This window comes from Kitasatospora sp. NPDC051170, assembly GCF_044455705.1.
Lineage (GTDB): Bacteria > Actinomycetota > Actinomycetes > Streptomycetales > Streptomycetaceae > Kitasatospora.
Genome location: NZ_JBITFA010000003.1, coordinates 127,155 through 149,195 on the forward strand (window position 1 = coordinate 127,155; position 22,041 = coordinate 149,195).

At 75.2% G+C, this 22,041-nt stretch carries 20 protein-coding genes; 6 read left to right on the forward strand and 14 right to left on the reverse strand.

Features of this window, described 5'->3' with window-relative positions; all coding sequences use genetic code 11:
- Positions 1 to 16: 16 nt before the first annotated feature.
- From ACIBCA_RS07620 to ACIBCA_RS07630, 3 genes are all read left to right on the forward strand, one after another.
- Positions 17 to 1,216, forward strand: coding sequence for a thiolase family protein (locus ACIBCA_RS07620; protein ID WP_396281916.1), 1,200 nt, complete (start codon positions 17 to 19; stop codon positions 1,214 to 1,216).
- Positions 1,217 to 1,260: 44 nt separating this feature from the next.
- Complete coding sequence (fabG, locus tag ACIBCA_RS07625; protein ID WP_396281917.1) at positions 1,261 to 2,019, forward strand: 3-oxoacyl-ACP reductase FabG; 759 nt, start codon at positions 1,261 to 1,263, stop codon at positions 2,017 to 2,019.
- A 276-nt stretch (positions 2,020 to 2,295) separates the two neighbouring features.
- Positions 2,296 to 3,690 carry a S8 family serine peptidase gene (locus ACIBCA_RS07630; RefSeq protein WP_396281918.1) on the forward strand — a complete coding sequence of 465 codons (1,395 nt, stop codon included), beginning with the start codon at positions 2,296 to 2,298 and terminating at the stop codon, positions 3,688 to 3,690.
- Positions 3,691 to 3,841: 151 nt separating this feature from the next.
- On the opposite strand, the gene ACIBCA_RS07635 is transcribed toward ACIBCA_RS07630, so the two are convergent.
- Positions 3,842 to 5,869, reverse strand: a complete 2,028-nt coding sequence (locus tag ACIBCA_RS07635; RefSeq protein WP_396281919.1) for a hypothetical protein — start codon at positions 5,867 to 5,869, stop codon at positions 3,842 to 3,844.
- A 180-nt stretch (positions 5,870 to 6,049) separates the two neighbouring features.
- Here ACIBCA_RS07635 and ACIBCA_RS07640 point away from each other — a divergent pair, with 180 nt between their 5' ends.
- Positions 6,050 to 6,469, forward strand: a complete 420-nt coding sequence (locus tag ACIBCA_RS07640; protein WP_396281920.1) for a hypothetical protein — start codon at positions 6,050 to 6,052, stop codon at positions 6,467 to 6,469.
- 99 nt (positions 6,470 to 6,568) lie between these two features.
- The gene (locus ACIBCA_RS07645; protein WP_396281921.1) at positions 6,569 to 7,174 is read left to right on the forward strand and encodes a dienelactone hydrolase family protein; all 606 of its coding nucleotides are present in this window, start codon (positions 6,569 to 6,571) and stop codon (positions 7,172 to 7,174) included.
- A 39-nt stretch (positions 7,175 to 7,213) separates the two neighbouring features.
- Here the strand turns inward: ACIBCA_RS07645 and ACIBCA_RS07650 are convergent, their stop codons facing one another.
- The 13 genes from ACIBCA_RS07650 to ACIBCA_RS07710 form a co-directional block, all read right to left on the reverse strand.
- A complete protein-coding gene (locus tag ACIBCA_RS07650) occupies positions 7,214 to 11,062 on the reverse strand; it encodes a LysM peptidoglycan-binding domain-containing protein (RefSeq protein WP_396281922.1) in 3,849 nt (1,282 codons plus the stop codon).
- Complete coding sequence (locus ACIBCA_RS07655) at positions 11,062 to 11,538, reverse strand: hypothetical protein (protein ID WP_396281923.1); 477 nt, start codon at positions 11,536 to 11,538, stop codon at positions 11,062 to 11,064. The genes ACIBCA_RS07650 and ACIBCA_RS07655 overlap by 1 nt, the downstream gene beginning before the upstream one ends.
- Before the next feature lie 185 nt (positions 11,539 to 11,723).
- Positions 11,724 to 12,215 (reverse strand): TadE/TadG family type IV pilus assembly protein, encoded by a 492-nt coding sequence (locus ACIBCA_RS07660; protein WP_396281924.1) that lies wholly within the window; start codon positions 12,213 to 12,215, stop codon positions 11,724 to 11,726.
- Complete coding sequence (locus ACIBCA_RS07665; protein WP_396281925.1) at positions 12,212 to 12,586, reverse strand: TadE/TadG family type IV pilus assembly protein; 375 nt, start codon at positions 12,584 to 12,586, stop codon at positions 12,212 to 12,214. Before ACIBCA_RS07665 ends, ACIBCA_RS07660 begins: the two co-directional genes overlap by 4 nt.
- A gap of 38 nt (positions 12,587 to 12,624) precedes the next feature.
- Positions 12,625 to 12,945 carry a hypothetical protein gene (locus ACIBCA_RS07670; protein ID WP_396281926.1) on the reverse strand — a complete coding sequence of 107 codons (321 nt, stop codon included), beginning with the start codon at positions 12,943 to 12,945 and terminating at the stop codon, positions 12,625 to 12,627.
- A gap of 19 nt (positions 12,946 to 12,964) precedes the next feature.
- Positions 12,965 to 13,843 (reverse strand): hypothetical protein, encoded by an 879-nt coding sequence (locus tag ACIBCA_RS07675; RefSeq protein ID WP_396281927.1) that lies wholly within the window; start codon positions 13,841 to 13,843, stop codon positions 12,965 to 12,967.
- Complete coding sequence (locus ACIBCA_RS07680; RefSeq protein WP_396281928.1) at positions 13,840 to 14,796, reverse strand: type II secretion system F family protein; 957 nt, start codon at positions 14,794 to 14,796, stop codon at positions 13,840 to 13,842. The genes ACIBCA_RS07675 and ACIBCA_RS07680 overlap by 4 nt, the downstream gene beginning before the upstream one ends.
- On the reverse strand, positions 14,793 to 16,466 hold the full coding sequence (locus ACIBCA_RS07685; RefSeq protein ID WP_396281929.1) for a CpaF family protein: 1,674 nt from the start codon (positions 16,464 to 16,466) through the stop codon (positions 14,793 to 14,795). The genes ACIBCA_RS07680 and ACIBCA_RS07685 overlap by 4 nt, the downstream gene beginning before the upstream one ends.
- Positions 16,456 to 17,814, reverse strand: a complete 1,359-nt coding sequence (locus ACIBCA_RS07690; protein WP_396281930.1) for a hypothetical protein — start codon at positions 17,812 to 17,814, stop codon at positions 16,456 to 16,458. The genes ACIBCA_RS07685 and ACIBCA_RS07690 overlap by 11 nt, the downstream gene beginning before the upstream one ends.
- Positions 17,814 to 18,683: an SAF domain-containing protein gene (locus ACIBCA_RS07695; RefSeq protein ID WP_396281931.1), complete on the reverse strand. Its 870-nt coding sequence runs from the start codon at positions 18,681 to 18,683 to the stop codon at positions 17,814 to 17,816. Before ACIBCA_RS07695 ends, ACIBCA_RS07690 begins: the two co-directional genes overlap by 1 nt.
- Before the next feature lie 164 nt (positions 18,684 to 18,847).
- A complete protein-coding gene (locus ACIBCA_RS07700; protein WP_396281932.1) occupies positions 18,848 to 19,792 on the reverse strand; it encodes a hypothetical protein in 945 nt (314 codons plus the stop codon).
- A complete protein-coding gene (locus ACIBCA_RS07705) occupies positions 19,786 to 20,193 on the reverse strand; it encodes a hypothetical protein (RefSeq protein WP_396281933.1) in 408 nt (135 codons plus the stop codon). Before ACIBCA_RS07705 ends, ACIBCA_RS07700 begins: the two co-directional genes overlap by 7 nt.
- Before the next feature lie 352 nt (positions 20,194 to 20,545).
- Positions 20,546 to 21,391, reverse strand: a complete 846-nt coding sequence (locus tag ACIBCA_RS07710) for a hypothetical protein (protein ID WP_396281934.1) — start codon at positions 21,389 to 21,391, stop codon at positions 20,546 to 20,548.
- A gap of 187 nt (positions 21,392 to 21,578) precedes the next feature.
- Between ACIBCA_RS07710 and ACIBCA_RS07715 the strand changes: the two genes are divergently transcribed.
- Complete coding sequence (locus ACIBCA_RS07715; protein WP_396281935.1) at positions 21,579 to 22,022, forward strand: pyridoxamine 5'-phosphate oxidase family protein; 444 nt, start codon at positions 21,579 to 21,581, stop codon at positions 22,020 to 22,022.
- Positions 22,023 to 22,041 lie beyond the last annotated feature (19 nt).

Consider the following 22,041-nt stretch of genomic DNA (forward strand, 5'->3'; position numbering starts at 1 on the left):
CGATTAGGAGCACGCCGTGCGTCCTGTCTACTTCGCCGCAGCCCGCCGCACACCCATCGGCCGGCTGCGGGGAGCGCTCGCCACCGTCCGGCCGGACGACCTCTCGGCCACCGTGCTGCGCGCCCTGCTCGCCGACGCCCCCGCCCTGGACCCGGCCCGGATCGACGACGTCTACTGGGGCGCCGCCAACCAGGCCGGCGAGGACAACCGCAACGCCGCCCGGATGGCCGTCCTGCTGGCGGGCCTGCCCGAGACCGTCCCGGGCGCCACCGTCAACCGGCTCTGCGCCTCCGGCCTGGAGGCCGTCACCCTCGCCGCCCGGGCCATCGGCTCCGGCGAGGCCGACGTGGTGCTCGCGGGCGGCTGCGAGTCCATGACCCGCGCCCCCTTCGTGCTGCCCCGCCCCGACGAGGCGCTGCCGCACCGCATCGAGACGTACGACACCAGGCTCGGCTGGCGGCTCACCAACCCGCGGATGGCCGAACTGCACGGCGTGCTCGGCATGGGCGAGACCGCCGAGGAGGTGGCCGGCCGCTTCGGCATCACCCGCGAACGGCAGGACGCCTTCGCGCTGCGCAGCCACCAGCGGGCCGCCGCCGCCCGCAAGGACGGGCACTTCGACGCCGAGCTGATCCCGGTCGAGCGGCCGGACGGCGTCACCGTCACCCGGGACGAGGGCATCCGCGAGGACACCAGCCTCGCCAAGCTCGCCTCGCTCAAGCCCGCCTTCCGCCCTGGCGGCACCGTCACCGCGGGCAACGCCTCGCCGATGAACGACGGCGCGGCCGGGCTCGTCCTGGTGAGCGAGGAGGCGCTGAACGACCTCGGGCTCCACCCGCTCGGACGGTACGTGGCCGGCGCCTCGGCCGGGGTGCACCCGGACGTCATGGGGATCGGGCCCGTCCCGGCGACCCGCAAGGTGCTCGGCCGGGCCGGCTGGTCGCTCGCCGACCTGGACACCGCCGAGCTGAACGAGGCGTTCGCGGCCCAGGCGCTGGCCTCGGCGGACGGCATCGGGTTCAGCCCGGAGCAGGCCGAGGAGCTGGTCAACCCCAGCGGCGGGGCGATCGCCCTGGGCCACCCGCTGGGCGGCTCGGGCGCGCGCATCCTCACCACCCTGCTGCACCGGATGAACCGCACGGGCGCGCGGCGCGGGCTGGCCACGATGTGCGTCGGGGTCGGGCAGGGTACGGCCGTGCTGGTCGAAGGCGTCTGAGAAGTCGGGTGGTCGTGAGCATGGAACTGATCGGAGGAAGTGGCATGGCACGTTTCGAGGGCAGGGTCGCCGTGGTGACCGGCGCCGCGCAGGGGATCGGGGCGGCCACCGCCCGCCGGCTCGCCGAGGAGGGGGCGACGGTCGCCGTCCTCGACCTCACGGCCGAGCGGGCGGCGGGGACGGTCGCCGAGATCACGGCCAAGGGCGGCACCGCGCGCGCCTACGGCTGCGACGTGGCGGACTACGACGAGGTGGAGCGGGTGTTCGCGCAGGTCGCGCAGGACCTCGGCGGGCTGCACATCCTGGTGAACAACGCCGGGATCACCCGGGACAACCTGTTCTTCAGGATGCCCAAGGCCGACTGGGACGCGGTGCTGACGGTCAACCTGACCAGCGCCTACAACTGCAGCCACGTCGCTCAGAAGTACATGGTGGCGCAGAAGTTCGGCAAGATCGTCTCGCTCAGCTCGCGCTCCGCCCTCGGCAACCGGGGCCAGGCCAACTACGCCGCCGCCAAGGCCGGCATCCAGGGGCTCACCGCGACCCTGGCGATCGAGCTGGGGCCGTACAACGTCAACGTCAACGCCGTGGCGCCCGGGTACATCGCCACCGCGATGACGGCGGCCACCGCCGAGCGGGTCGGCGCCACGGCCGAGGACCACCAGGGCGAGGTCGCGGCCCGTACGCCGCTGCGGCGGGTCGGGCAGCCGGAGGAGATCGCCTCGGTGGTCGCGTTCCTGGCGAGCGAGGACGCCTCGTACGTCAGCGGGCAGACCCTGTACGTCAACGGGGGCGCGCGCTAGGCACGGGCTCCGGCCGGGGCTCCGGCCGGTGTGCCGACGGGTGCGGCGAACGGTGCGCCGACCAGAGAAATATTACTGACGTGTCATCACATGGCCGTCCCCCGCGAGCGGTTACCTTCGCGTGGGACGGCCTTTACCTTTCCGCGTGGCCGAACATGACCATGGCGTTGATCGAACGACCACACCGAATGACTATGGCATGATCATGCGGCGCTCGATGGGATGGCCCAACCGACCCGACCGACCCCGGTCGGGCCCTGCGTCCCAAGGAGTCCCATGGGCAGCCCCGCCACCCTCCGCCGCGCCCTGGCTCTGCTCGCCGTCGGGGCCACCGCCCTCACGGCCGGCACCGTCGCCGTACCTGCCGGTATGGCGACCGCCGCCCCCACCACGCACGACTACTCGGGCGTCCACGTGCGCCCGGCCTCCTTCGGTCACCACGACGCCCAGGGGCGCGTCGCCCCGCTGAGCACCACCGAGTGCGTCAGCAAGATCGGCATCCACTGCTACTCGCCGCTGCAGTACCGCAACGCCTACAACCTGAACCCCCTCTACAAGGAGGGCGTGACGGGCAAGGGCCGCACGATCGTCATCGTCGACTCCTTCGGCTCGCCGACCATCCAGCACGACCTGGAGGTCTTCGACAAGCAGTGGGGCATCCAGGACACCCAGGTCGAGGTCGTCAAGTGGGGCAACGTCCCCGTCTTCGACCCGAAGAACCCCGACCACACCGGCTGGGCCGGCGAGACCACGCTGGACGTCGAGTACGCCCACGCCATCGCCCCCGACGCCCACATCGTCCTGGTCGAGACCGGTGTCGCCGAGACCGAGGGCACCACGGGCCTGCCCGAGATGATGGACGCCGAGAAGGACCTCATCAAGAAGGGCCGCGGCGACGTCATCTCGCAGAGCTTCGGCGCCACCGAGAACACCTTCCCGGGCTACGACAAGGGCGACTTCAAGTCGCTGACCGACCTGCGCTACGCCTTCAGGGCCGCCGCCGACCGCGGCGTGACCGTGCTCGCCGCCTCCGGCGACAACGGCGCCACCGACGCGCAGGCCAACGGGTCCGACCTGTACCCGTTCAAGGTCAACTCCTGGCCGTCCTCCGACCCGCTGGTCACCTCCATCGGCGGCACCCAGCTCACCCTGGACGACAACGGCAAGCGCACCGCGGCCGACAAGGTGTGGCACGACAAGTCGGGTGCGGGCGGCGGCGGTGTCTCCGGCGTCTTCTCCCGCCCGTGGTACCAGACCGGCGTCGCCAACGTCACCGGCAACCACCGCGGCACCCCCGACATCAGCATGAGCGCGGCCGTCGACGGCGCCGCCTGGACGTACGAGTCCTACGACCCGACCGCGGTCGGCTGGCACCTCACCGGCGGCACCAGCGAGGCCACCCCGCTGTTCTCCGGCATCGTCGCCCTCGCCGACCAGCTCGCGGGCCACCGCATCGGCCAGATCAACGGTCGCCTGTACGGCCTGAGCATGCTCCCGAGCAAGTGGAGCGGCATCGTGGACGTCAAGGAGGGTGACAACGGCTGGAACGGCGTCACCGGCTACAACGCCACCGCGGGCTACGACCTCGCCAGCGGCCTCGGCACCATCGACGCCACCACGTTCGTCCACGCGCTCGCGGGTGACTTCCAGGGTGACCAGAACGAGCAGTAGGCGACGGCCCGTCGGTTCGATGACGGGTGACGCCTGACAGCGAACGGATGACAGATTTCACCATCTGTCATCCGTTCGCTGTTTGTTGTCCCCTGTCAGCCGTCAACCGTCAGCTGTCAGCTGTCAGCCGTTCGCTGACTTCCGTCCGCTGTTACCTGCCCGCCGCCGGGGTGGCGACCAGCTGGGCGAGGTACCGCTCGGCGGCGCGCAGCTTGCGGCCGTCGGGGCCCGGGAGGTGGGCGCGCAGTTCGATGATCTCGGGGGCGATGCGGACGGCCTCGTCCCGGTCGGTGATCTTGCGCCAGCAGGCTTCGGCGTTGGTCGCCGCCTGCTGGGTCTCCTGGCTGTCGGCGCCGCGCGAGCGCAGCATGGTCAGCGCCACCTCGCGGTAGATGATCGCGGCCTCTCCGAGGCGGCCCGCCAGGCGGCACACGTGGGCGCGGACCTGACGCACCTGCAGGACGGGTTCGGAGACGGCGCCGTGCTCGGCGATGGCCTCCAGTTCGAGGGCGAAGGCGAGGTCGGTGGCGGCCGCGTGGTCGCCCGCGTCGGCGCTGCGGACGATCCGTCCGATCACCTCGCGGTAGTCCTCGCGCGGTTCGTCGGCCGCCGGGGCGGGCGCCTCGTCGGCGGGGAGCTCCTCGGAGAGCGCCGCGTCGGCGGGCGTCTCGTCGGCAGGCGCCTCGTCGGCGGGCGTCTCGTCGGCCGGGACGGCATCCGCCGGTACCGCGTCCGACGGCTCCGGCACGGCGTCGGCGGGGACGGCGTCCTGCGGCGTCGGCTCCTCCGGGACCTCGGGCGCCTCCTCCAGCTCGGGTGCGGGCTCCGGGAGTTCGGGCTGCTCCTCCGGTTCGGGGGCCGGCTTCGCCAGGGTGACGCCGGCCGCGGGCGCGGCGTCCGAGGGGATCGCGTCGGCCGGGACGGGCTTGTCCAGGGACACCGCCTCCGGCGCCTGCACGTCCTCGACCGCGCCCTCGACCGCGTCCTCCACCGGCTCCGCCTTCGCGAGGCTGACCGGGCGGGACGGCCGCGGCGGGGTCGGCGGCACATGCGCCTTGACCAGGCTCACCGGTTCACCGGCGACGCGCGGCCGGGGCGGGACGACCGGCTCAGGGGCGGAGACAGGGGCGGGAGCAGGGGCAGGTGCGGGAGCTTCCACGACCGCGTCCCGGGGCTCCTCCTGACGCGGCACCGGCAGCGGCAGCAGCGGCGGCGTGAAGGGCACGGGCGCGGGCACGGGCACCGGGACGGCGTCCGCCACCGGGGCGTCCGCGCGCCGGGCGGTGTTGCGGAACACCGGCCGGTCCTTGGCGTGCGTGGCGAGGATGATCACGTCCGGCCGCAGCACCGAGTACACCTGCTGGCGCAGTTCCTCCGGCGCCAGCACTTCCCCCGCGCCCGGGCGTCCGCCGTGCAGGGCCTCGATCAGGGCCCGGGTGAAGGTGCCGATCTGCTCCGGGTCCGGGCTGACGACCGCCCACAGCGGGATGCCCTCGCTCAACGGCGAGACGGTGCCCTGGAGGTAGGGCCAGGCGTTCTGGTCGGCGCTCAGGTCGGCGATGACGAGGGTCTGCCATTCGGCGGGCCGGCTGCTCAGCTCGGCGGCGACCGCCTGCCAGGGCAGGCCCTCCTGCCGGGAGTCGCGCAGGGTGAGCTGGAGCTGCCCGCCGCGCTTGTCGGCGACGACGTGCCCGCCCAGGTGCACCAGCAGCGGCCCGGGGTGCAGGGCGGCGGCGCGCAGGTGGGCGAGGACGGTCTGCGGGTCGACGGCGCCGGGCAGGTGGACGGCGTCCACCGCGTCCGCGGCGAGCAGCACCTGCGGCGAGACGGCCGCCAGCATCGCCGACAGCACGGACGCGTGACCGGCTCCGCCGCGTCCGCCCCAGGTCCGGCGGCCGGAGCCGCCGTAGCCACCCTCGACGACCAGCACGCGGCCGCGCGGCGCGGCCCCGAACCCGCCCGTGACCGTGGCGGTGGGAAGAGGCGCGGGGGCCGGGCCCGCGGCGGGCATCCCGGTGAGGGTCCACCCGGTGGGCGGCGCCGGGGGCGCGGGCGGCGGCTCGTACAGCGCGGCGGGCCCGAGCGGGTGCTCCTCGGCGGAAGGCGGCGGTACGGCGTCCCAGGGGCCCGAGTCCGCAGCCGGGTCGGGGCCTCCGGAAACAGCAGTCGTCTCCGCCATCTTCTGGTCACCGCCCCGCCCCGCCGCTGTCGCGGCGTCTGATGCCCTTGCTGCGTGGTGCGTGCCTCGCCACCACATTCCCGTTCTCGCCACCCTACGAGATCCGAGCACGGGGGTTCCAGGCCGGGTGGCCGATCGGCGTGCCGCACCGCGCTGTCGTGGCCGCGCTATCGTGCCGTCATGTCCGCTGCCGACGACCCGCTGCTCTTCCTCGACGTCGACGGCCCCCTGATCCCCTTCGGCCCGCCCCCGCCGGGCGGGCGCCCCGACTACCGGGGCGCGCACGGCCGTCGGCCGCAACCGGACGACAACCCCCTACTGTCGCGGGCGAATCCGGCACTCGGGGCCCGTTTGCTGGCCCTGCCCTGCACCCTGGTCTGGGCGACCACCTGGGAGGGCGAGGCGAACGACCGCCTCGCGCCCTGGCTCGGGCTGCCCCGACTGCCCTTCGTCGCCTGGCCGGTGGAGGGCGAGGAGGGCCCGGCGGGACTGCACTGGAAGACCCGCCCGCTCCCCCGCCCGGGCGCTGCTCCACCGCGTCGACCCCAACGCGGCCTGGGGGAGAGCGACTTCGCCGACATCGAGGCGTGGCTGCGCTGACAACCGGGCCGCCGGTGTCGGTGGGACGCGTGATACTCGGGCGGCGGCGCCGTCGGGGTGTCGCGAAACGAGCGGTACGAGTGGTACGAGCGGAGCGACATGGCCGAGGTGCTGGTTTTCCATCACGCGTACGGGCTGACCGAGGGCGTGCGCGGGTTCGCCGGGAGGCTGCGCGCGGCCGGGCACACCGTGCACACGCCCGACCTGTTCGAGGGGCGGGTGTTCGAAGGCCTGGAGGAGGGCGTCGGCTACGCCCAGCGGGCCGGGTTCGCCACCATCGTCGAGCGCGGGACCGCCGCCGCCCGGGAGTTGCCCGCCGGACTCGTCTACCTGGGCTTCTCCCTCGGCGTCCTCCCGGCGCAGAGGCTGGCCCAGACCCGGCCCGGCGCCAGGGGCGCGGTGCTGCTCGAAGCCTGCGTCCCCGTAACGGAGTTCGGCGCCTCCTGGCCGGCGGGCGTCCCGGTCCAAGTCCACGGCATGGACGCGGACCCGTTCTTCGCCGGTGAGGGTGACCTGGACGCGGCCCGCGCGCTCGTCGGGGCCGCGTCCGACGCCGAGCTGTTCCTCTACCCGGGCGAACGGCACCTGTTCACCGACCCCGGCCTCCCCTCGTACGAGGTTCGGGCCGCCGCGCAGGTGGCCGAGCGGGTGCTCGGCTTCCTCGACCGCCTCGACCGACTCGACCGACTCGACGAGGCCGGGTAGGCCCTCTCCTTCGGCTCCTGAGCCGGGCACCCGCCCGGCTCAGGAGCCGGCGAGCAGGTCGCGCAGGAGGGCCACCGTGTCGGCGTCGAGCTCGCGGCCCGTGCGGCGGCTCAGCGCGTCCAGGCGGTTGACGGCGCGCAGGAGTTGGTCCCTGGCGCCGGCCGAGGCGTAGGCGTAGAACAGGTCGCGGTGCAGCAGTTCGACGTCCGGGGCGACGGCCAGGCCCCGGAAGACGGCGGCCTCGGCGCTGCGGTGGTCGCCGTACTGCAGGCGGCGGGCGGCCAGTTCGTGCGCGGTGTCGACGATCGCCGCGATCATGTCCTGGCGCTCCGACTCCGCCCAGCCGTACGCGGCGGGCGGGGCCTCGGCGAACGGGGCGCCGCGCACCAGGGCCAGGGCGTGGGCGAGGGCCGCGTCGGCGGTGGCGCTGGTGCTGCGCATGCCGCGCCGGTAGAGGCTGCGGAACTCGTCCCAGTCGCAGGTGACGGCCGGGCTGAAGGAGTAGCCCTCGGTGGAGTCCGTCGGCAGGAAGGGCCTGCCCTCGGGCGAGGTGCCGAACCAGCCCGCCAGGTCGGCGAGTTTGGTCGGCAGCGGGCTTCCGGCCCCGGCGATGGTGGTGGGGTGCGGGTCGAGGTGGGCGGCGCCGGGGTGGAGGTCGTGGTCCAGGGCGACGTGGTCGGCGCCGGGGCGCAGGGCCAGGTAGACGGCGAGTTCGGTGAGCGGGAGGAGGGCCCCCGGCTCGGCGCTGCCGCGCAGGCCGGACACGTCGACCGGGCCGAGCAGCCGGATGCGCGGGGCGTTGCGGGTGGCGTGCGCCTCCGGGGAGCGCAGTATGGCCAGCAGGTCGTCGCTGTCGGTGCGCCCGGGGGTGGTGCGGGCGACGGGGGCGACGGCGGCCGGGCCGGGCTCCGGTTCGGGGGACGGGCCGACGGCGGGGGCGGGCTCGGCGGGCTCGGCGGGCCGCACTGGCTGGACGACGGGCACGGGCGCCGGGGCAGCGGCGGCGAGGGGCTCCTCGACCGGGGACTCCACCGGCTCCCCCGCCTCCCCCGCCTCCACCGGTTCCGGGGCGGAGGGCACCGACGGCGCCCCGGGCACGCGCAGACCGAGGGTGGTCTCGTCGGCCTCCGTCGCGGCCTGTCGGCCCTGACCGTTGACGGCGTAGCGGGCGGGTCCGGCGGGCGTCGCCTCGGGCGCCGCCTGCGCGGGCACTCCCCCGCCCACCGCGACCGCCCCGGGCGCGACCTGGGTGGAGGCCTTCGTCAGCACGGGCGCGGGCGCGGGCGCGAGCGGGTCGGTGCCCGCGAACGGGCTGGCGCCGGTGCCGATGACCCGGGCGAGCATCCTCGGCCCGGCGGCCGGGCCCGACTCCCCGTCGATCGCCGCCACCGCCGAACTAGCCTGGGCCGCACCGGCCGGGCCCGCCCCGACGGCCGCCAGGACCGGTACGGCCCGGGGCAGTTCGGCGGTGTCGGCGTCGGTGTCCTGGTCGAGCCCCGGCCCGTCCAGGGTCCAGGCCGGGGCCGGGTGCTGGGTGGTGTCCTCGGCGACCCGGAGCAGCTCGGCGACCTGCTCGTACTGGTGCCCGTCGAGCCGCTGGAGCTCGACGGTCAGGTGCAGTCCGGGGATGGTGGCCTGGCCGGTGGTCGGCAGGGTCCAGCGGGCGACGGGGCCGGTGCCGCGCTCGGGGGCGCGGGTGATGACGGCCACGCAGGTGCGCGGACGGGCGTCGAGGAGGCGGCCGAGCTCGGCGGGCATCTCCCCGCCGGGCTGGTGGGCGCACAGGACGATCTCCGGCGTCCACGCCTCGTCGGCCTGGCCCCGGCTGCGGGCCTCGCGGGGGCCGGCGGCGTCGGCGGCGACGAGGGTGGCCCGGGCCTTGGCGGTGCGCGGGCCGAGGGCGGCGAGCGCGGCCTCCAGGGTGGGGTGGCGGTGGACGCGTTCGGCGGCGGGGCCGGTGATCGGCACCTCCTCGGCGAGGTCGACGAGGTGCAGGTGCAGCCGGTCGGCGAGCGGGCTGTGGGCCAGCTCGATGGCGAGGGTGCGCAGCACGTCCCGGGCGTCGTCGGGGTGGCCGGACAGGTGGAGCAGGCGGACGGCCTCGAGGTCGGCGAGCACCACCGAGCCGTCCGGCGCGGCGCCGAGGGTGACCAGCGCGGGGTAGGGCGCGGCGGTCTTGCGGGCCTGGGCGGCGCTGAGCAGGTCGGGCGCGTCGTCGCCGCACCACCAGACGTTGGCGGCGTGGGCGGCGCGGAACGGCGCGATGGGGGTGGCGGGGCCGGACAGGTGCAGTTCGACGGTGCCGGCGGGGGTGATCCGGGCGGCGACGATGGCGGGCAGGCGCTTGCCGCCGCGCACGGTGTTGCGGGCGAGGGTGCGCAGGGCGCGGTCGAGGAGGTCGAGGCCGACGCCGTCCTGGCGGGCGCGCAGCTCGTTCTCGAAGGCGGCGGCCTCGGCCTCGGGCATGGCGATCCGGTGCCGGGGGCGGCGGGCGCGCAGCTGGGTGCCGCGCTTGTAGGCGACGGTGCCGATCATCATGGCGGCCAGCAGCACGCCGACGGTGGAGGCGGCGAGGGCGACGGTGTAGTCGTCGCTGGGCCCGGTCTCGGCGTGCGCGGCGGGCGCGGGGGCGGGCTTGTGCGCCGGTGCGGACTGGGCGGGCGCGGCCTGCGAGGGCGCGGGGGCCGGGGCCTGCGTGGCGGGCGGCTGCTGTTCCTGAGAAGGCGCGGGAGCCGGCGTGGCCGGAGGGGCGGGCGTGGCCGGAGGGGCCGGCTGGGCGGGCACGGCGGCCCCCGGGACGGCGAGCACCATGCCGGGCGCCAGCACGTCCGGGTCGGTGAGCCGTTCCCCGTCGGGCGCCTGCACGCCCTTGTTGGCCTCGTACAGCTTCGGCCACGCCTCCGCGTCCCCCAACTCCCGCTGGGCGATGGCGGAGAGGCTGTCGCCCTCCTGGACGGTCACCGTGGCGTGCCCGGCCGCCGCACCGCCCGCCGAGGGCGCGGGCGTCTGGGCGGGAGCGGGTGCCGGATCGGCGGGCGCGGGCTGCGCGGGCGCGGGCGCGGGGGTCTTCGCCGCGTCCGGCTTGGCGTCGGCGGGCATCAGCAGTTCCCAGCCGGGCTGGATCGGCCGGTCCGCGTCGAAGCGGAGGCCCGAACCGTCCATCACCCGGCCGTCGTTGAGTTTGGCGATCTCCACCCACCGCTCACCCGAGCCGAGTTGGTGCTCGGCGATGGACCAGAGGCTGTCGGCGGGCCGGCTGTCGCGCACGGTGTAGGTGGGCTGCTGCTCGGCGGCCGGTGCCAGCGCGGGCGCCGCGTGGACGGCGGCGGGCAGCGCGGCGCGCGGCGCCGAGGCCGTCAACCGGGCCGGGGCGGCGGCGGAGTGGCCGAGCTCGGGGACGGCGGCGAACGCGGAGCCGGCCACCGGCAGCAGCGCCAGCACGGAGCCGACCAGTCCGGCGGCGATCCGCTGGCTCCAGCCGAAGGCGGGGATCCGCCGGGCGATCCGGCCGCGCAGCTGGGCGGGGATCTCCAGCAGGACGGACAGCGCGAAGCAGGCCCAGGCGAGCCAGCCGACGCCGACCAGCACCCACAGGAACAGCTGCCCGTCGTCGGCGCTGGTGAGCGCCTGGCCGACGCCGTTCGGCGCGACCTCGCCCATCCCGGCGACGGCCTGGGTGCCGTAGACCAGGAGTGCGGGCAGCCCGATCAGCAGGGCGAGCAGGGTGACCAGCGCGGCGAGCGCCGTCACCACCCCGGCGCCGCGCCCGCCCCTCCTGGCGGTGCGGGCCCGGTCATCGACGCGCCGGTCCTCGGCACGCCGGTTGACGCGCTGGTCGTTGACGCGCCGGTCCCTGGCGCGCTGGTCCTTGGCACGTGGCGCGGCCATCAGTCGGTCTCCGCTTTCTCGACTCCGTGGACGAGGGTCGCACTGCCCTTGCCCGTTACCATCCGCTTTCCGAGCCCGGCCAGCAGCACCGGCTGGAAGGGCGCCTGCACCGTGACGGTGACGATCCTGCCGTCGTCCGAGAACGCGATGTCCCCGGCGCTGAGGCCCCCGCACACCGTCAGATAGGCGTTGGCCGCCTGACGTACGTACTCCTGCTGGACCTTGACGCCCCGGCCCTGCAACACCGCGGCCTGGTCCAGCTGTTGGCCGCCGACGCGAGCGGCCTCCTGGGCGCAGGCGTCCGTCCGTTCGGCGACGCGCAGCCGGCCGCCGACGTCGATCACCAGGGCGATGACGACCACCAGGCCGCCCGCGCACAGCGCCACGAACAGGGACACCGCACCCCGGTCGCCCCGGCTGCGGCGCCGCAGCCGGGCGCGCAGGCGCCCCCCACCGATCCCCGTCATCAAGGTCATCCCGTCGCCCCCATCCCGCTTCCGACCGCCGCACCACGCCGTACCGTCCCACCGAGCGCCACCGAGCGCCACCGACCCCCGCCGGCTCCCCCGGGCGCTCTCCGCTTGCGTCTCCCCCGCCCGGGCGGTCCCCAATCCCCCCGCGCGGCCCGCGATCCGTCGCTCCACCGACGCCCCGGGCACCGTCACTGCCCCCGGTAGCGGTCCACCACGGAGGTGAACCGGCCCTCGAGGCGCTTGGTCACGCCCAGCCCGGTCGGCCCTCCGAGCAGATCGCTCAGCTCGACCTCGCACACCACGGTGACGGTCACCGTCGTGACGTTACCGCCGGGAAGAACCAACTCCCCGGTGGTGTAGTGCACTTCGCTGCTGCTGCACACCACGCCCTGCTGCCTCAGCGTCGCCAGGGCGGACTCCCTGGCCGGCTTCTCCCGCGCCGCCGGGTCGCGCTGCAGCGAGGCCGTACGGGAGCCGGAGCGGGCCGCCGCCTCGACGGTGCCGGCCGCCGTCTGCACCCGCCCGGCGGCGACGGCCACCAGGACGAGGGCGACCACGCTCGGCGTGATCAGCGCGGCCTCGATGGCCAGCCCGCCGCCGTCCCTGCGCCGAAGCCGGGGACGCCGCAGCCACCGGGGGCGCCGCAGCCGGGGGCGCGGCCGCTCCCACCGCCCGCTCACCGCGTCACCACCGGCGGGATGAACCGCTCACGCGGAGCCTCGGCGTACTGCCGGATGGTGGGCGCGTGCAGCCCGGGCAGCAGCAGCGGCGGGGTGACCTCCACCGTGACGCGGATGGTGTCGGGCGAACTGCCGTCCGTGAGCACGGAGTAGGAGTGGGCGCCCTGGCGCTCCAGGAAGCCACTGGCCTGCCGGCGCGCCGCCTCGTTCTTGACCTCGTCCGTCGCGTTCCCCTGCACCCGCCCGGCGTCCACCCCCTCGCGGGCGGCCGTCAGCGCCAACTGCCGTTCGTACCACCACAGGGAGGCCTGGACGATCAGCAGCAGGAGGAAGAGGACGACCGGGAAGACGAAGGCCAGGCTCAGGCTCATCGACCCCCGGTCGCCGCGGCGGCGAGGACGGCGGACCACTACTTGCTGCCGCCCGCTGCGCCGCCCGCAGCGGCGCCACCGCCGCCGGGCAGGTTCGGGTCCTGCTGGACCTTCGTCACCACCTTGTCCTTGAGCAGGTAGAGCGCGGTCGCGACGGCGCCCGCCACGAACACCAACGCGATGATGGCGAGGGCGAGTTCGATGCTGATGGCGCCGCGGTCGCCGCGCGCCCGGGCGGCGCGCAGCCGGCCGAGGCGGAAGGTGAACAGCAGCAGCGCGAACTGCACCGGCAGCAGCAGCGGCCGCAGGACGCTGTGCAGCGTCCTGGCGGCGGCCTGGTGGACGGTTCGGACGGTCATCAGGTCAGTCACTCCCGGGTCAGTTGAGCATCTGGTGGAGGGCGGGGAACACGATCAGCACGGTCATCAGCAGGGTCAGCGCCGCCCCGGGGGCGACCATCCGCTCGCTGTCGGCGTTGGCCCGGGCGAGGTCCTCGGCGAGCAGCTCACCGCGCAGGCCCTTGGCGCGGGCGCGCAGGGTGTCGTAGACGGCGGCGCCGTCGGTGCCGGAGATCCGCATGATGTCGGCCACGTCCTGGAGCGGGCTGAGCCCCAACTCCTCGGCGAGGGCGTCGAGTCCGGCCCAGGGCGGGAGGCGGTCGGTGGCCGCGCGCTCCAGCGCGTCGCGGATGCGCAGGAACACCACGCCCCGCCCGACGGAGGCCGCGCGGCGCAGCGCCTCGGCCGGTCCGCAGTCGGCGGCCCGTTCCATGGCGACGAGTTCGAGGTAGGCGGCGATGCCGTGCAGGTACTCGGTGCGCGCCTGCTTGGCCTCGCCGCGCACGATGGCGTCGGGGACGAACCAGAGCAGCCCGGCCAGCAGCGGGCCGACGACCAACGGCAGGGCGAAGGAGAGGCCGAAGTCCATCATCGCGGCCAGCGCGCCCAGGTAGGCGGGCAGCACCAGGCCGAGGGCCGCGAACAGCAGCTTGTGCACCATGAACCGGGAGGGGCTGCGCCCGATCAGGGAGAGTTCACGGCGCGGGACGCTGATCCCGCGGACCTCGAGGGTGCGCTCACCGATCCGGTCGTACCAGCTCGGGCGGGCGTCCGGGTCCTCCGGCCGGTCGGCGGGGGTGCGGTGCAGCCGGTCCATGGCCTGGTGCAGGTCCGGTGGCGCGGGCCGCAGTTCGGAGATCAGCAGGGCGAGGCCACCGGCGGCCACGGCGCCGGCCAGTACGGACCAGGGCGAGATCACCGGGCCTCCTCCATCCGCTCGGCACTGTCCTCGGTGCGCACGCGCAGGCGGCGTCCGCTCTTGCTGCGGCGGTCCGGCACGAGCAGCCGGGGCACGGGCGGGTGGGAGGCCAGCGCCCGCATCCAGGCGATGATCGCGACGAACAGGGCGGCGACGACGGCGAGCACGACCTGGCCGAGGACGGTGCCGTAGGGCCGGGTGTACTCGGTGTTGAACGAGCCGATCGTGACGACCAGCACGATGATGCCGACCAGCCAGCGGATGGTGGTGCGGTGCTTGGCCCGGTCGGCCTCGATGGCGCGGCGCTGGCGGACCTCCTCGCGCACCGAGTCGGCCATGTCGGACAGCGCCCGCGCCAGACCGGGGCCGCTGTCCCCGGCGCGCAGCACGAGGGCGGCGAGCACCTTGTCGGCGGTGGCGTCGGCGACGCTGTCCGCGAAGGCGCGCAGCGCCTCCTCGGGCCGCCAGCGGGCCTGGAGGCGGGAGGCGAGTTCGCCGATCTCCTCCTCCAGGGCGGCGGGGGCGGTGCGGCGGCTGGTGACGATGGCCTGGTTGAGGCCGACGCCGAGCAGCAGCACGTCGGCGATGCGCTGGGTCCACTCGGACAGCGCCTCCAGCCGCTCGATGCGGTGGGTGTCCGGGCGGGTGGTGTCGAAGAGCCAGGGCAGGCCGAAGACGCCGAGCGGCACCAGCAGCGCGGTCAGCGGGATGCCGGTGAACAGCCAGGCCAGCGGACCGCCGACCAGGGCGACGGGCAGCTGGAGGCGGCGCAGCCGCACCATCCTGGGGTTGGCCGAGCCGGGGGCGCCGTACCAGAGGACGTGCAGGCGGGTCGCGAGCGGGTTGCGGTCCTCCTGCTCCTCGGCGACGGGCTCGCTGCCGCGGGCCCAGACGACGAGGGCGACGATCCCGGCCGTGACGGCGAGCCCGCACAGGGCGTAGAGCAGCATCATCGGGCGCCACCGCCGATCCGCAGGTTGAGCGGGGCGGCCCAACTGCCGTACCGGGAGCCGAGGAGGGAGGCGTCGAAGCCGGCGCGGCGCAGGTCGTCCAGGCACTGCGGCGGGGTGTGCGGGACGGCCCGGGGCTCGCCGTACTCGGGCCTGGGCCCGAAGACGGTGTTCAGCGCAGGGCGGCCGCTCTCGCCGAGGCCCGTGACCTCGAGGACGTGGGAGACGAAGCGGTGGCGGCGGCCGCCGACGGCGGTCTCGTCGACCATGGTGACGTGCACGATGAGGTCCAGGGCGTTGGCGGTGAGCCGGTAGGCGAGGGCGTCGGTCATGTGCGAGCCGTACTCCAGGCAGAGTTCGGCGATGCGGTCGACGACCATGTGCGGCCCGCGGGCGTGCAGGGTGCACATGGAGCCGCCCTCGCCGTTGGTCATGACGCGCAGCATGGGGACGACCTCGCCGGAGCGGACCTCACCGACGATGATGCGCGAGAGCGTCATCCGCAGGGCGGCGGGGATGAGGTCGCCGAGCGTCAACTCCCCAGCCAGGCGCCCGTCGACGCGTTCGCCGTTGCCCTCGCGGGCCTCCATGGGGACGACCTGGCGCAGGTGGCCGAGGGTGTGCAGCCAGAGCTCGAACTCCGACTCGAGGGTGCCGATCCGCTCGTCCGACGGGATCTCGGCGGCCATGGCGCGCAGCAGGCTGGTCTTGCCGACGCCCTGGGTGCCGGTGATCATGACGTTCTTGCGGGCCCGGATGGCGGAGGCCAGGAAGGAGGCCAACGTGGCGTCCAGGGTACCGAGTTCGACCATCTCGGGCAGGGTCGCGGAGGCCACGCGGTGGCGGCGGATGGCCACGTACGGGCGCGGCGTGACCTCGGTGAGCGCCTGGAGGCGCATGCCGCCCTCGAGGCGCAGGGCGAGGGTGGGGCTGGCGGTGGACAGGCTGCGTTCGCCGCCGCCGTGCTGGCGGGCGAGGTCCTGGAGGAGCTCGATGAGTTCGGCGTCGCTGTCGGCCACCGGCGGTACCTGGCGCAGGGGTTGGTGGACCTTGGAGACCCAGACGTCGTCGCAGCCGTTGATGAGGATGTTCTCGATCTCCGGGTCGTCCAGGTAGGGCTGGAGGCGCCCGGCCCGGAAGAGCAGGTCGAAGACGGCCTCGGAGAGGGCGCGGTCCTGGTCACGGGTGGGCGGGATGCCGTGGGTCTGCGCGTAGGCGTCGGACCAGCGGGCGACGGCCTCCTCGATGAGGGCGCGGCCGCGCTGGCGACGGGTGGCCCGGTCGGGCTCGGAGCCGGAGGCGGAGGTCAACCGGGCTATCTGCTGGTGGAGTTCGGAGGCGACCTGGCGCTTGAGCTCGCGGGCGACCTGCGGGTCGACGGTCGGCCGGGTGCCGGCGCCGCGCAGGTCCAGCGAGGGCAGCTGGGAGGGGACGGCCTCGGGGCGGCTCACGGCCGACGGGCTCGCGACCTGCTGGTTCACGACCTGCTGGTTCACGACGGGCTGCGGCGCGGCGGGCTGGTTCACGACGGGCTGCGGCGCCACCGGGCCCGGGCGGTACGGCTGTTGGGCGGCCGGCGCGGCGGGCGCGGGCGCGGCGGCAGGGGCGGGCGCCGCCCAGGGCAGCGCGGCCGGGTCGGCGGAGGGGTGCTGGTGCAGGGGGCTACCGCGCACGGAGCACCTCCTCGGGGTCGTACGGCGGATACTGCCCGTTGACAGATTCCTGACGATTCGTCACCACGGGTTGCCGGAGCGGGTCGTGGCCTTCCAGGCCGCCCTGGCCACCCTGTCCGGGCGGCCAGGCCTGCCCGGTCTGCACGTGCGCCGGGAACGGCGCGGGCGCGGCCGGCTGCGGGGCCAGCCCGGCGAGCGGCGCCACCGGGCCGGTGGTGATCACCGGCGGGGTGTAGGAGGGCTGGGTGGAGGAAGGCGCGGTGTAGGAAGGCGCGCTGTAGGAGGGCTGGCTGTACGAGGGCGGTTCGGCCTCACCCGTCCCGTACGTCGCCGGAGCACCGTACGGCGACACCGGGCCCGGCACGGGCGCGGGCGGCACGGCCGACCCAGACATGGCCGACCCAGACACGGCCGACCCAGACATGGGCGACGCAGGCATGGGCGCGGGCGGAGCGGGCGCGGGCGGCACCGGCATCGGCGCGGCGACCGGCCCGGGTATCGGCCCCGGCGCGGGCGCGGAGGCGGAGGCGGGCGAGGCCCCCGGCAGCGCCGCAGCGGTGGGCGCGAGCCGCTGGCGACGACGGCGCACGAGCAGGTGCACCTCGTCCGCCGCCGAGCGCGCGGTGCGCATCAGCTCCGAACGGACGAAGCGCCGGTCGGCGGTGTCCCCGCCGTCCGAGAGCACCCGGGCCGTGCGGACGGCGTGCGGCAGCACCCCGAGCACCGGCAGCCCGAACTCGCGGGAGACCTCCGCCCCCGGGTAGGGCCCCTCGGCGACCAGCAGCAGCCCGAGCGCGTCCGCCCCGGTGCCGCCGGCGGCGAGGTCCTCGGCGAGGGCGGCGAGCCGGGGCCGGACGGCGCTGAGCCCGCGCAGGGTGGTGCGCACGACGGCCACCACCGCGTCGGCCCGGCGGGCGAGGACCGCGCTCGCGCCGGTGGTGCCGGAGCGCCCGAGGTCGACGATGACGTCGTAGCCCTGCGCCTCCAGCCCGTGCAGCAGTTCGGCGAGCGGCTCCCAGGTGTAGGCGAGGCCGGGGGCCTGGGCGGGGTCGGTGAGTCCGGGCAGCAGCAGGCGCCGGGCGTCGCCCTCGGGCGAGAGGTCGATCAGCTGCTCCCAGATGGTCTGGGCGAGCAGGCCGCGCCGGTCGGCGACGGCGAGGTTGCGCAGCCCGTACACGGCCTCGACGCGGCCCTCCAGGGCGCCGGCGAGGATCGCGCCGCCGTCCGGGTCGGCCTCGACGAGCAGCACGCGGCGGCCGGGCGGGAGCGGCCAGGCCAGCAGCAGGGCCAGGGCGGTGGTGGTCGCCCCGGGGGCGCCCGGGCCGCCGGCCACCGCGATCACGGCCATCAGGGGCCGCCCGTCGCAACCGGGGGCTTGGGGGTCGAGGACGTCCCGGGAGCGGCGGCGCCGGTCGGGGCGGCGCCGCCCGTCGGAGCGGCGGTCGCCGCGGGGGCGGGGGCGGCCGCGTCGCCCGTACCGGCCGCGCCCGCCCCGCCGGCCGTGGTGGCGCGCGGGGCCAGCAGCACCTGGATGCGTCCGGCGGCGACCCACTGGGCCAGCCGCGGCCCGTCCGCCGTGCCGACCGCGACGTCGATCACCTGGCTGCCGTCGGTGTCCACCCGCCCGACCGTGATGATCGTGGCGGGCAGCGAGTCGGCCCGCCCGGTGTCCGGGGTGTAGACCACGACGACCTGCATCCCGGGCTGGAGCCGGCCGGCGGGCAGCTGGGTGCGCTTGGCGGAGACGCCGACCACGATCTGCCCGGGCTGCACGCTGAGCCCCTGGGCGAGGTCGGCGCCGGTGAGCATGGCGCCGCGCTTGAGGTCGGTGGCCGCGCGCATGCCGATCACCCGGCCGCGGTCCTGGGCGGACAGCGGGTGCAGGGCCGGATCCCCGGCGATGCGGGCGACCGCCAGGTCGTCCTCGGTGATCACCTGCCCCCAGGGCACGTCCCGGGCGAGCGCCAGCACGGCCACGCGCTGGCCGGTGCTGTTGTAGAGGGCCGCGCCGCCGAGCCCGCCGCCGGCTATCAGTGCCACGGCCATCGCCAGCACCGCCGGTCGCCGGCGCCGGGCGCCCATCGCCCGGCCGGGGGTGTGGGGCGCGGTACGGCCCTTGCGCCCGCCGCCCTGCTCCTGCTGCTCGGGCACGGCCACGGACGCCGCGGCGCCTGCGGGTGCGCCGGGTCCCGGCGTCGCGAACGTACGGTTCTCCACCGGGTTCCGCCCCTTTTTCGTCATCGCTGCTGCTCGTCGCTGCTGCTCGTTACCGCTGATCGTTACCGCTGCTCGTTACCGCTGATCGTCGCTGCTGCCGGTCGTTCGTCGGTCGCCGCGGCCGTGCCGCGGGCGGTCGTGGTCGAACCGCCCGGGCCGCCGGGTCAGTTGAGGACCTGCACCTCGGCCACCTTGAAGGTGAAGATCGCGCTGTCCCGGTCCAGGCCCCCGATGGTGAACTTCCTGGCCCCGGGCCCGGAGACGACCACGTCGGCCACCCAGGAGGTCCGCACCGAGCCGGCGAAGACCCCGTTCCTCCGCGTCCCCGAGCCGGTCTTGAACTCGGTCGGGCAGTCGGGGGACTTGGAAGCGCCGTACTTGGGGTCGTACGGCGTGCCGACGCCGGCGCACTCGACCTTCTGCCCGTCGAAGTCCCAGGTGACCTTCGCCAGGCGGGGCGTGACGGTGACGGAGGAGGCTCCGGCGCTGGCGGTCTTCGGCGCGGGGGTGGCCGAGTTCTCCACCCAGAGCCAGACCGGGCTGTTCACCACGGCCGTCTCCTTGGGCGCGAGGCCCGGGACGGGGTCGGGGAAGTGGATCTTGTGATAGACGAGGTCGCGGGCGACGTCCTCCGGGGAGACGACCTTCGGCGCCTTGGCCGCGTCCACGAACCTGATCGCCGGGTCCTGGTAACCGCCGCCGTCGCTGAGGCAGATGACGGAGTAGACCGAGCCGTCGGCGCTGGTGTGCCCGTCCCAGACCCGGTCGCTCGGGTCCGGCTGTTTGTCCAGCACCCGGTAGTAGCAGCCGTCGCCGCTGTCGAACCAGCCCCGCTCGGGGTCATGGCAGGGCCACTCGACGTTGTGGTAGCTGCACACCGGCACGCCGCCACCACCGCCCCCGCCTCCGCCGCCCGGCTGGGTGGAGCCGGGGCCCGGGGTCTTGGTGCCGCCGTCGGCCCATTCGCAGATCAGATTCGGAAAACACCTGTCGGCGCCGGCGTCCCCCGGGTCGTCCGCCATCGCCGGGACCGCCTGGAAGATCAGCAGTCCGGCGGACAGCGATGCGACGACCACCGACCGTGCGCCGGGTTTACGCGAATTCAGCATGTCCGGCCCGCCTCTCGCTTGAAGTCGTAGATCAGCCAGTGCTCCTGGAACCTGTGCAGGGACGCCGTCGCGACGTACCGGCGCAGCGCTCCACTCGGTTCCCGTACGGCCTTGCTCGCGGCGTCGACCCGTTGCCAGCCCGAAACGTCGACGCAGTCCTCGATCACGGCGGCCGGCGGATCGGATTTCAGGTCGACGGAGGTGACCACCGGGGAATTGCGCGGCGTTCCGGTCATGACCATTCTGGCGTCGCGGAGTTGACGCAGCCCTACCAGTGTGTCCGTCAGCGCCCGTCCGGAGGAGTACGCCTCCAGGGCGATCCCGTCCGAATCCGTGCTGCCGAAGGCGTCGGCCTGGGCCTTCCACCAGTCCTGATAGGTGCTCAGGGCGAGTCTGGCCATGGCGCCTTCCGGACCGTCGGTGGGCGCCGTGGTGCCGGGCCGCGAACCACCCGAAGGAGTGAGCGGGTTCACGCCCGCAACGGTCGGCGCACTCGTCCCGAGACGATCGGCGGACCCTTCGGAACCACCGCTCGCACACGCACCGAGAAGTAACACCAGAACCGCCCCACCGACCCCAACCGCCCCAGGGCGCAACACATTTCCGCGCTGCCGCATCGCCCACCTCGTCGCGACCGAACCGATCCGTGAGTCACGGCCGCCTCAGGAATTCCGTCGTCCCGCCGGAGTTTCCGCCGGGGATCGATTCTTCGCCAACCCACCCCGACACGGCAACACCTCAGGCCCCCTGACCTTACGCGGAAGGCGGTTCCGTCGGGGCACTTTCCCGCCACAGGACGGCCAACAGTTCTTCGGAAAGCGACAATCCGGCCAATGCGCCCCGAACAGCGGCCCGATTGCGCATCAACAGGCGCCCGCCGTGCGGCGGAACGAGCAGGCGTGCGCCGGGCGCGGCGGAGGGCCGGGAGCCGTCGAGCAGGGCGGCGACGGCCGGCTGGAGGTCCAGCGGGGCGACGGCGGCGGGAACACCCGGGACGCCGTGGCGCAGGACGGTGGCCAGCGCCTGGCTGAACGAGCCCTCGTCGCCCGGGAGTACGGCGTCCCGGCCGCGTCTGCCGGGGGTGAAGCGGCCGACTCTGCCCCACAGCGGCACCCTCGGGTAGCTGAGCAGTTCGCCCGCGCCGTCCTCGCCTCCACCGCGTTCCAGCGCCGCCCAGGTGTCCTTGTCGGCGACGGCGTCGACGATCAGCAGCGTCTCCTCGTGGTCGCCGTGCACCATCGCGCTGACCACCCAGTCCCAGGCCAGGCCCCGGCGGTAGGCGTTGTCGCCGGTGCTTCCGGCGGTGACCAGGGCGAGGCGGCGCCCGCGCGGGTCGGCGACCAACTGCCCGACCAGGCACACCACCAGCCAGCGGCCGGGGTGCTGGGCGGTGTCGCGCACGGCGGTGAGCATCGCGTTGGCGTCCGCGTCGGGCGCGACGGCGCTGACGCGGCAGCCGGCCGCGCCGGTGTCGAAGAACATCCCGGGCAGCACCTCGGCGAGCTGCAGCGCGCCCTGCGGCGCGTGCGCCGACCCCCCGAAGGCCCGGTCGGGCCCGCCGTTCGCCCCGATCACCACCAGATCGACCCCGCCCGCCATGCGTCCGCCCCTCCTGCTCGTGCTCCGTACCGCGTCGACTCCGCGGCCCGGCGCCCGTACGTCCGCCGCCGGGCAGGCTACCTCCCACGGGCCCCGTCCGGGCGGCCGTCGGCGGGGCTCCCGACCCTTCCGCCCAGGGACCATGGGCCCTATCGGCGCGCCCGCCGACCGGAGGACGATCGGACGCATGGAGCGTGAGGACCGGACGGAGACCCTGAGCGAGGCGGAGTGCCTGCGGCTGCTCAGCACCGTGCCCGTGGGGCGGGTGGTGTACACCGAACACGCGCTGCCGGCCGTGCTGCCGGTGTCGTTCGAGGTGCTGGACGGGCGGCTCGTGCTGGCCCTGCGCCGCGACAGCGGCACCGCGCGGGGCCTGGACGGCACGGTGGTGGCCTTCCAGGCCGACCTGCTGGACCCGGTCACCAGGACGGGCTGGAGCGTGCTGGTGCACGGGCGCGCCGACGTGCTGCGGGGTACCGAGCAGGTGGAGCGGGTACGGCGCAGCGGGCTGCGGCCGTGGGTGGGCGGCACCTCGCCGGTGTTCGTCTCCCTGGTGCCGGAACTGGTCAGCGGCCGAAGGCTGTTCCCGGCCGGGCTCGGCGCCCCTGGGCGGGCCACGCTGCGGTCCTGAGCTTCGGTTTCCCTCCTGC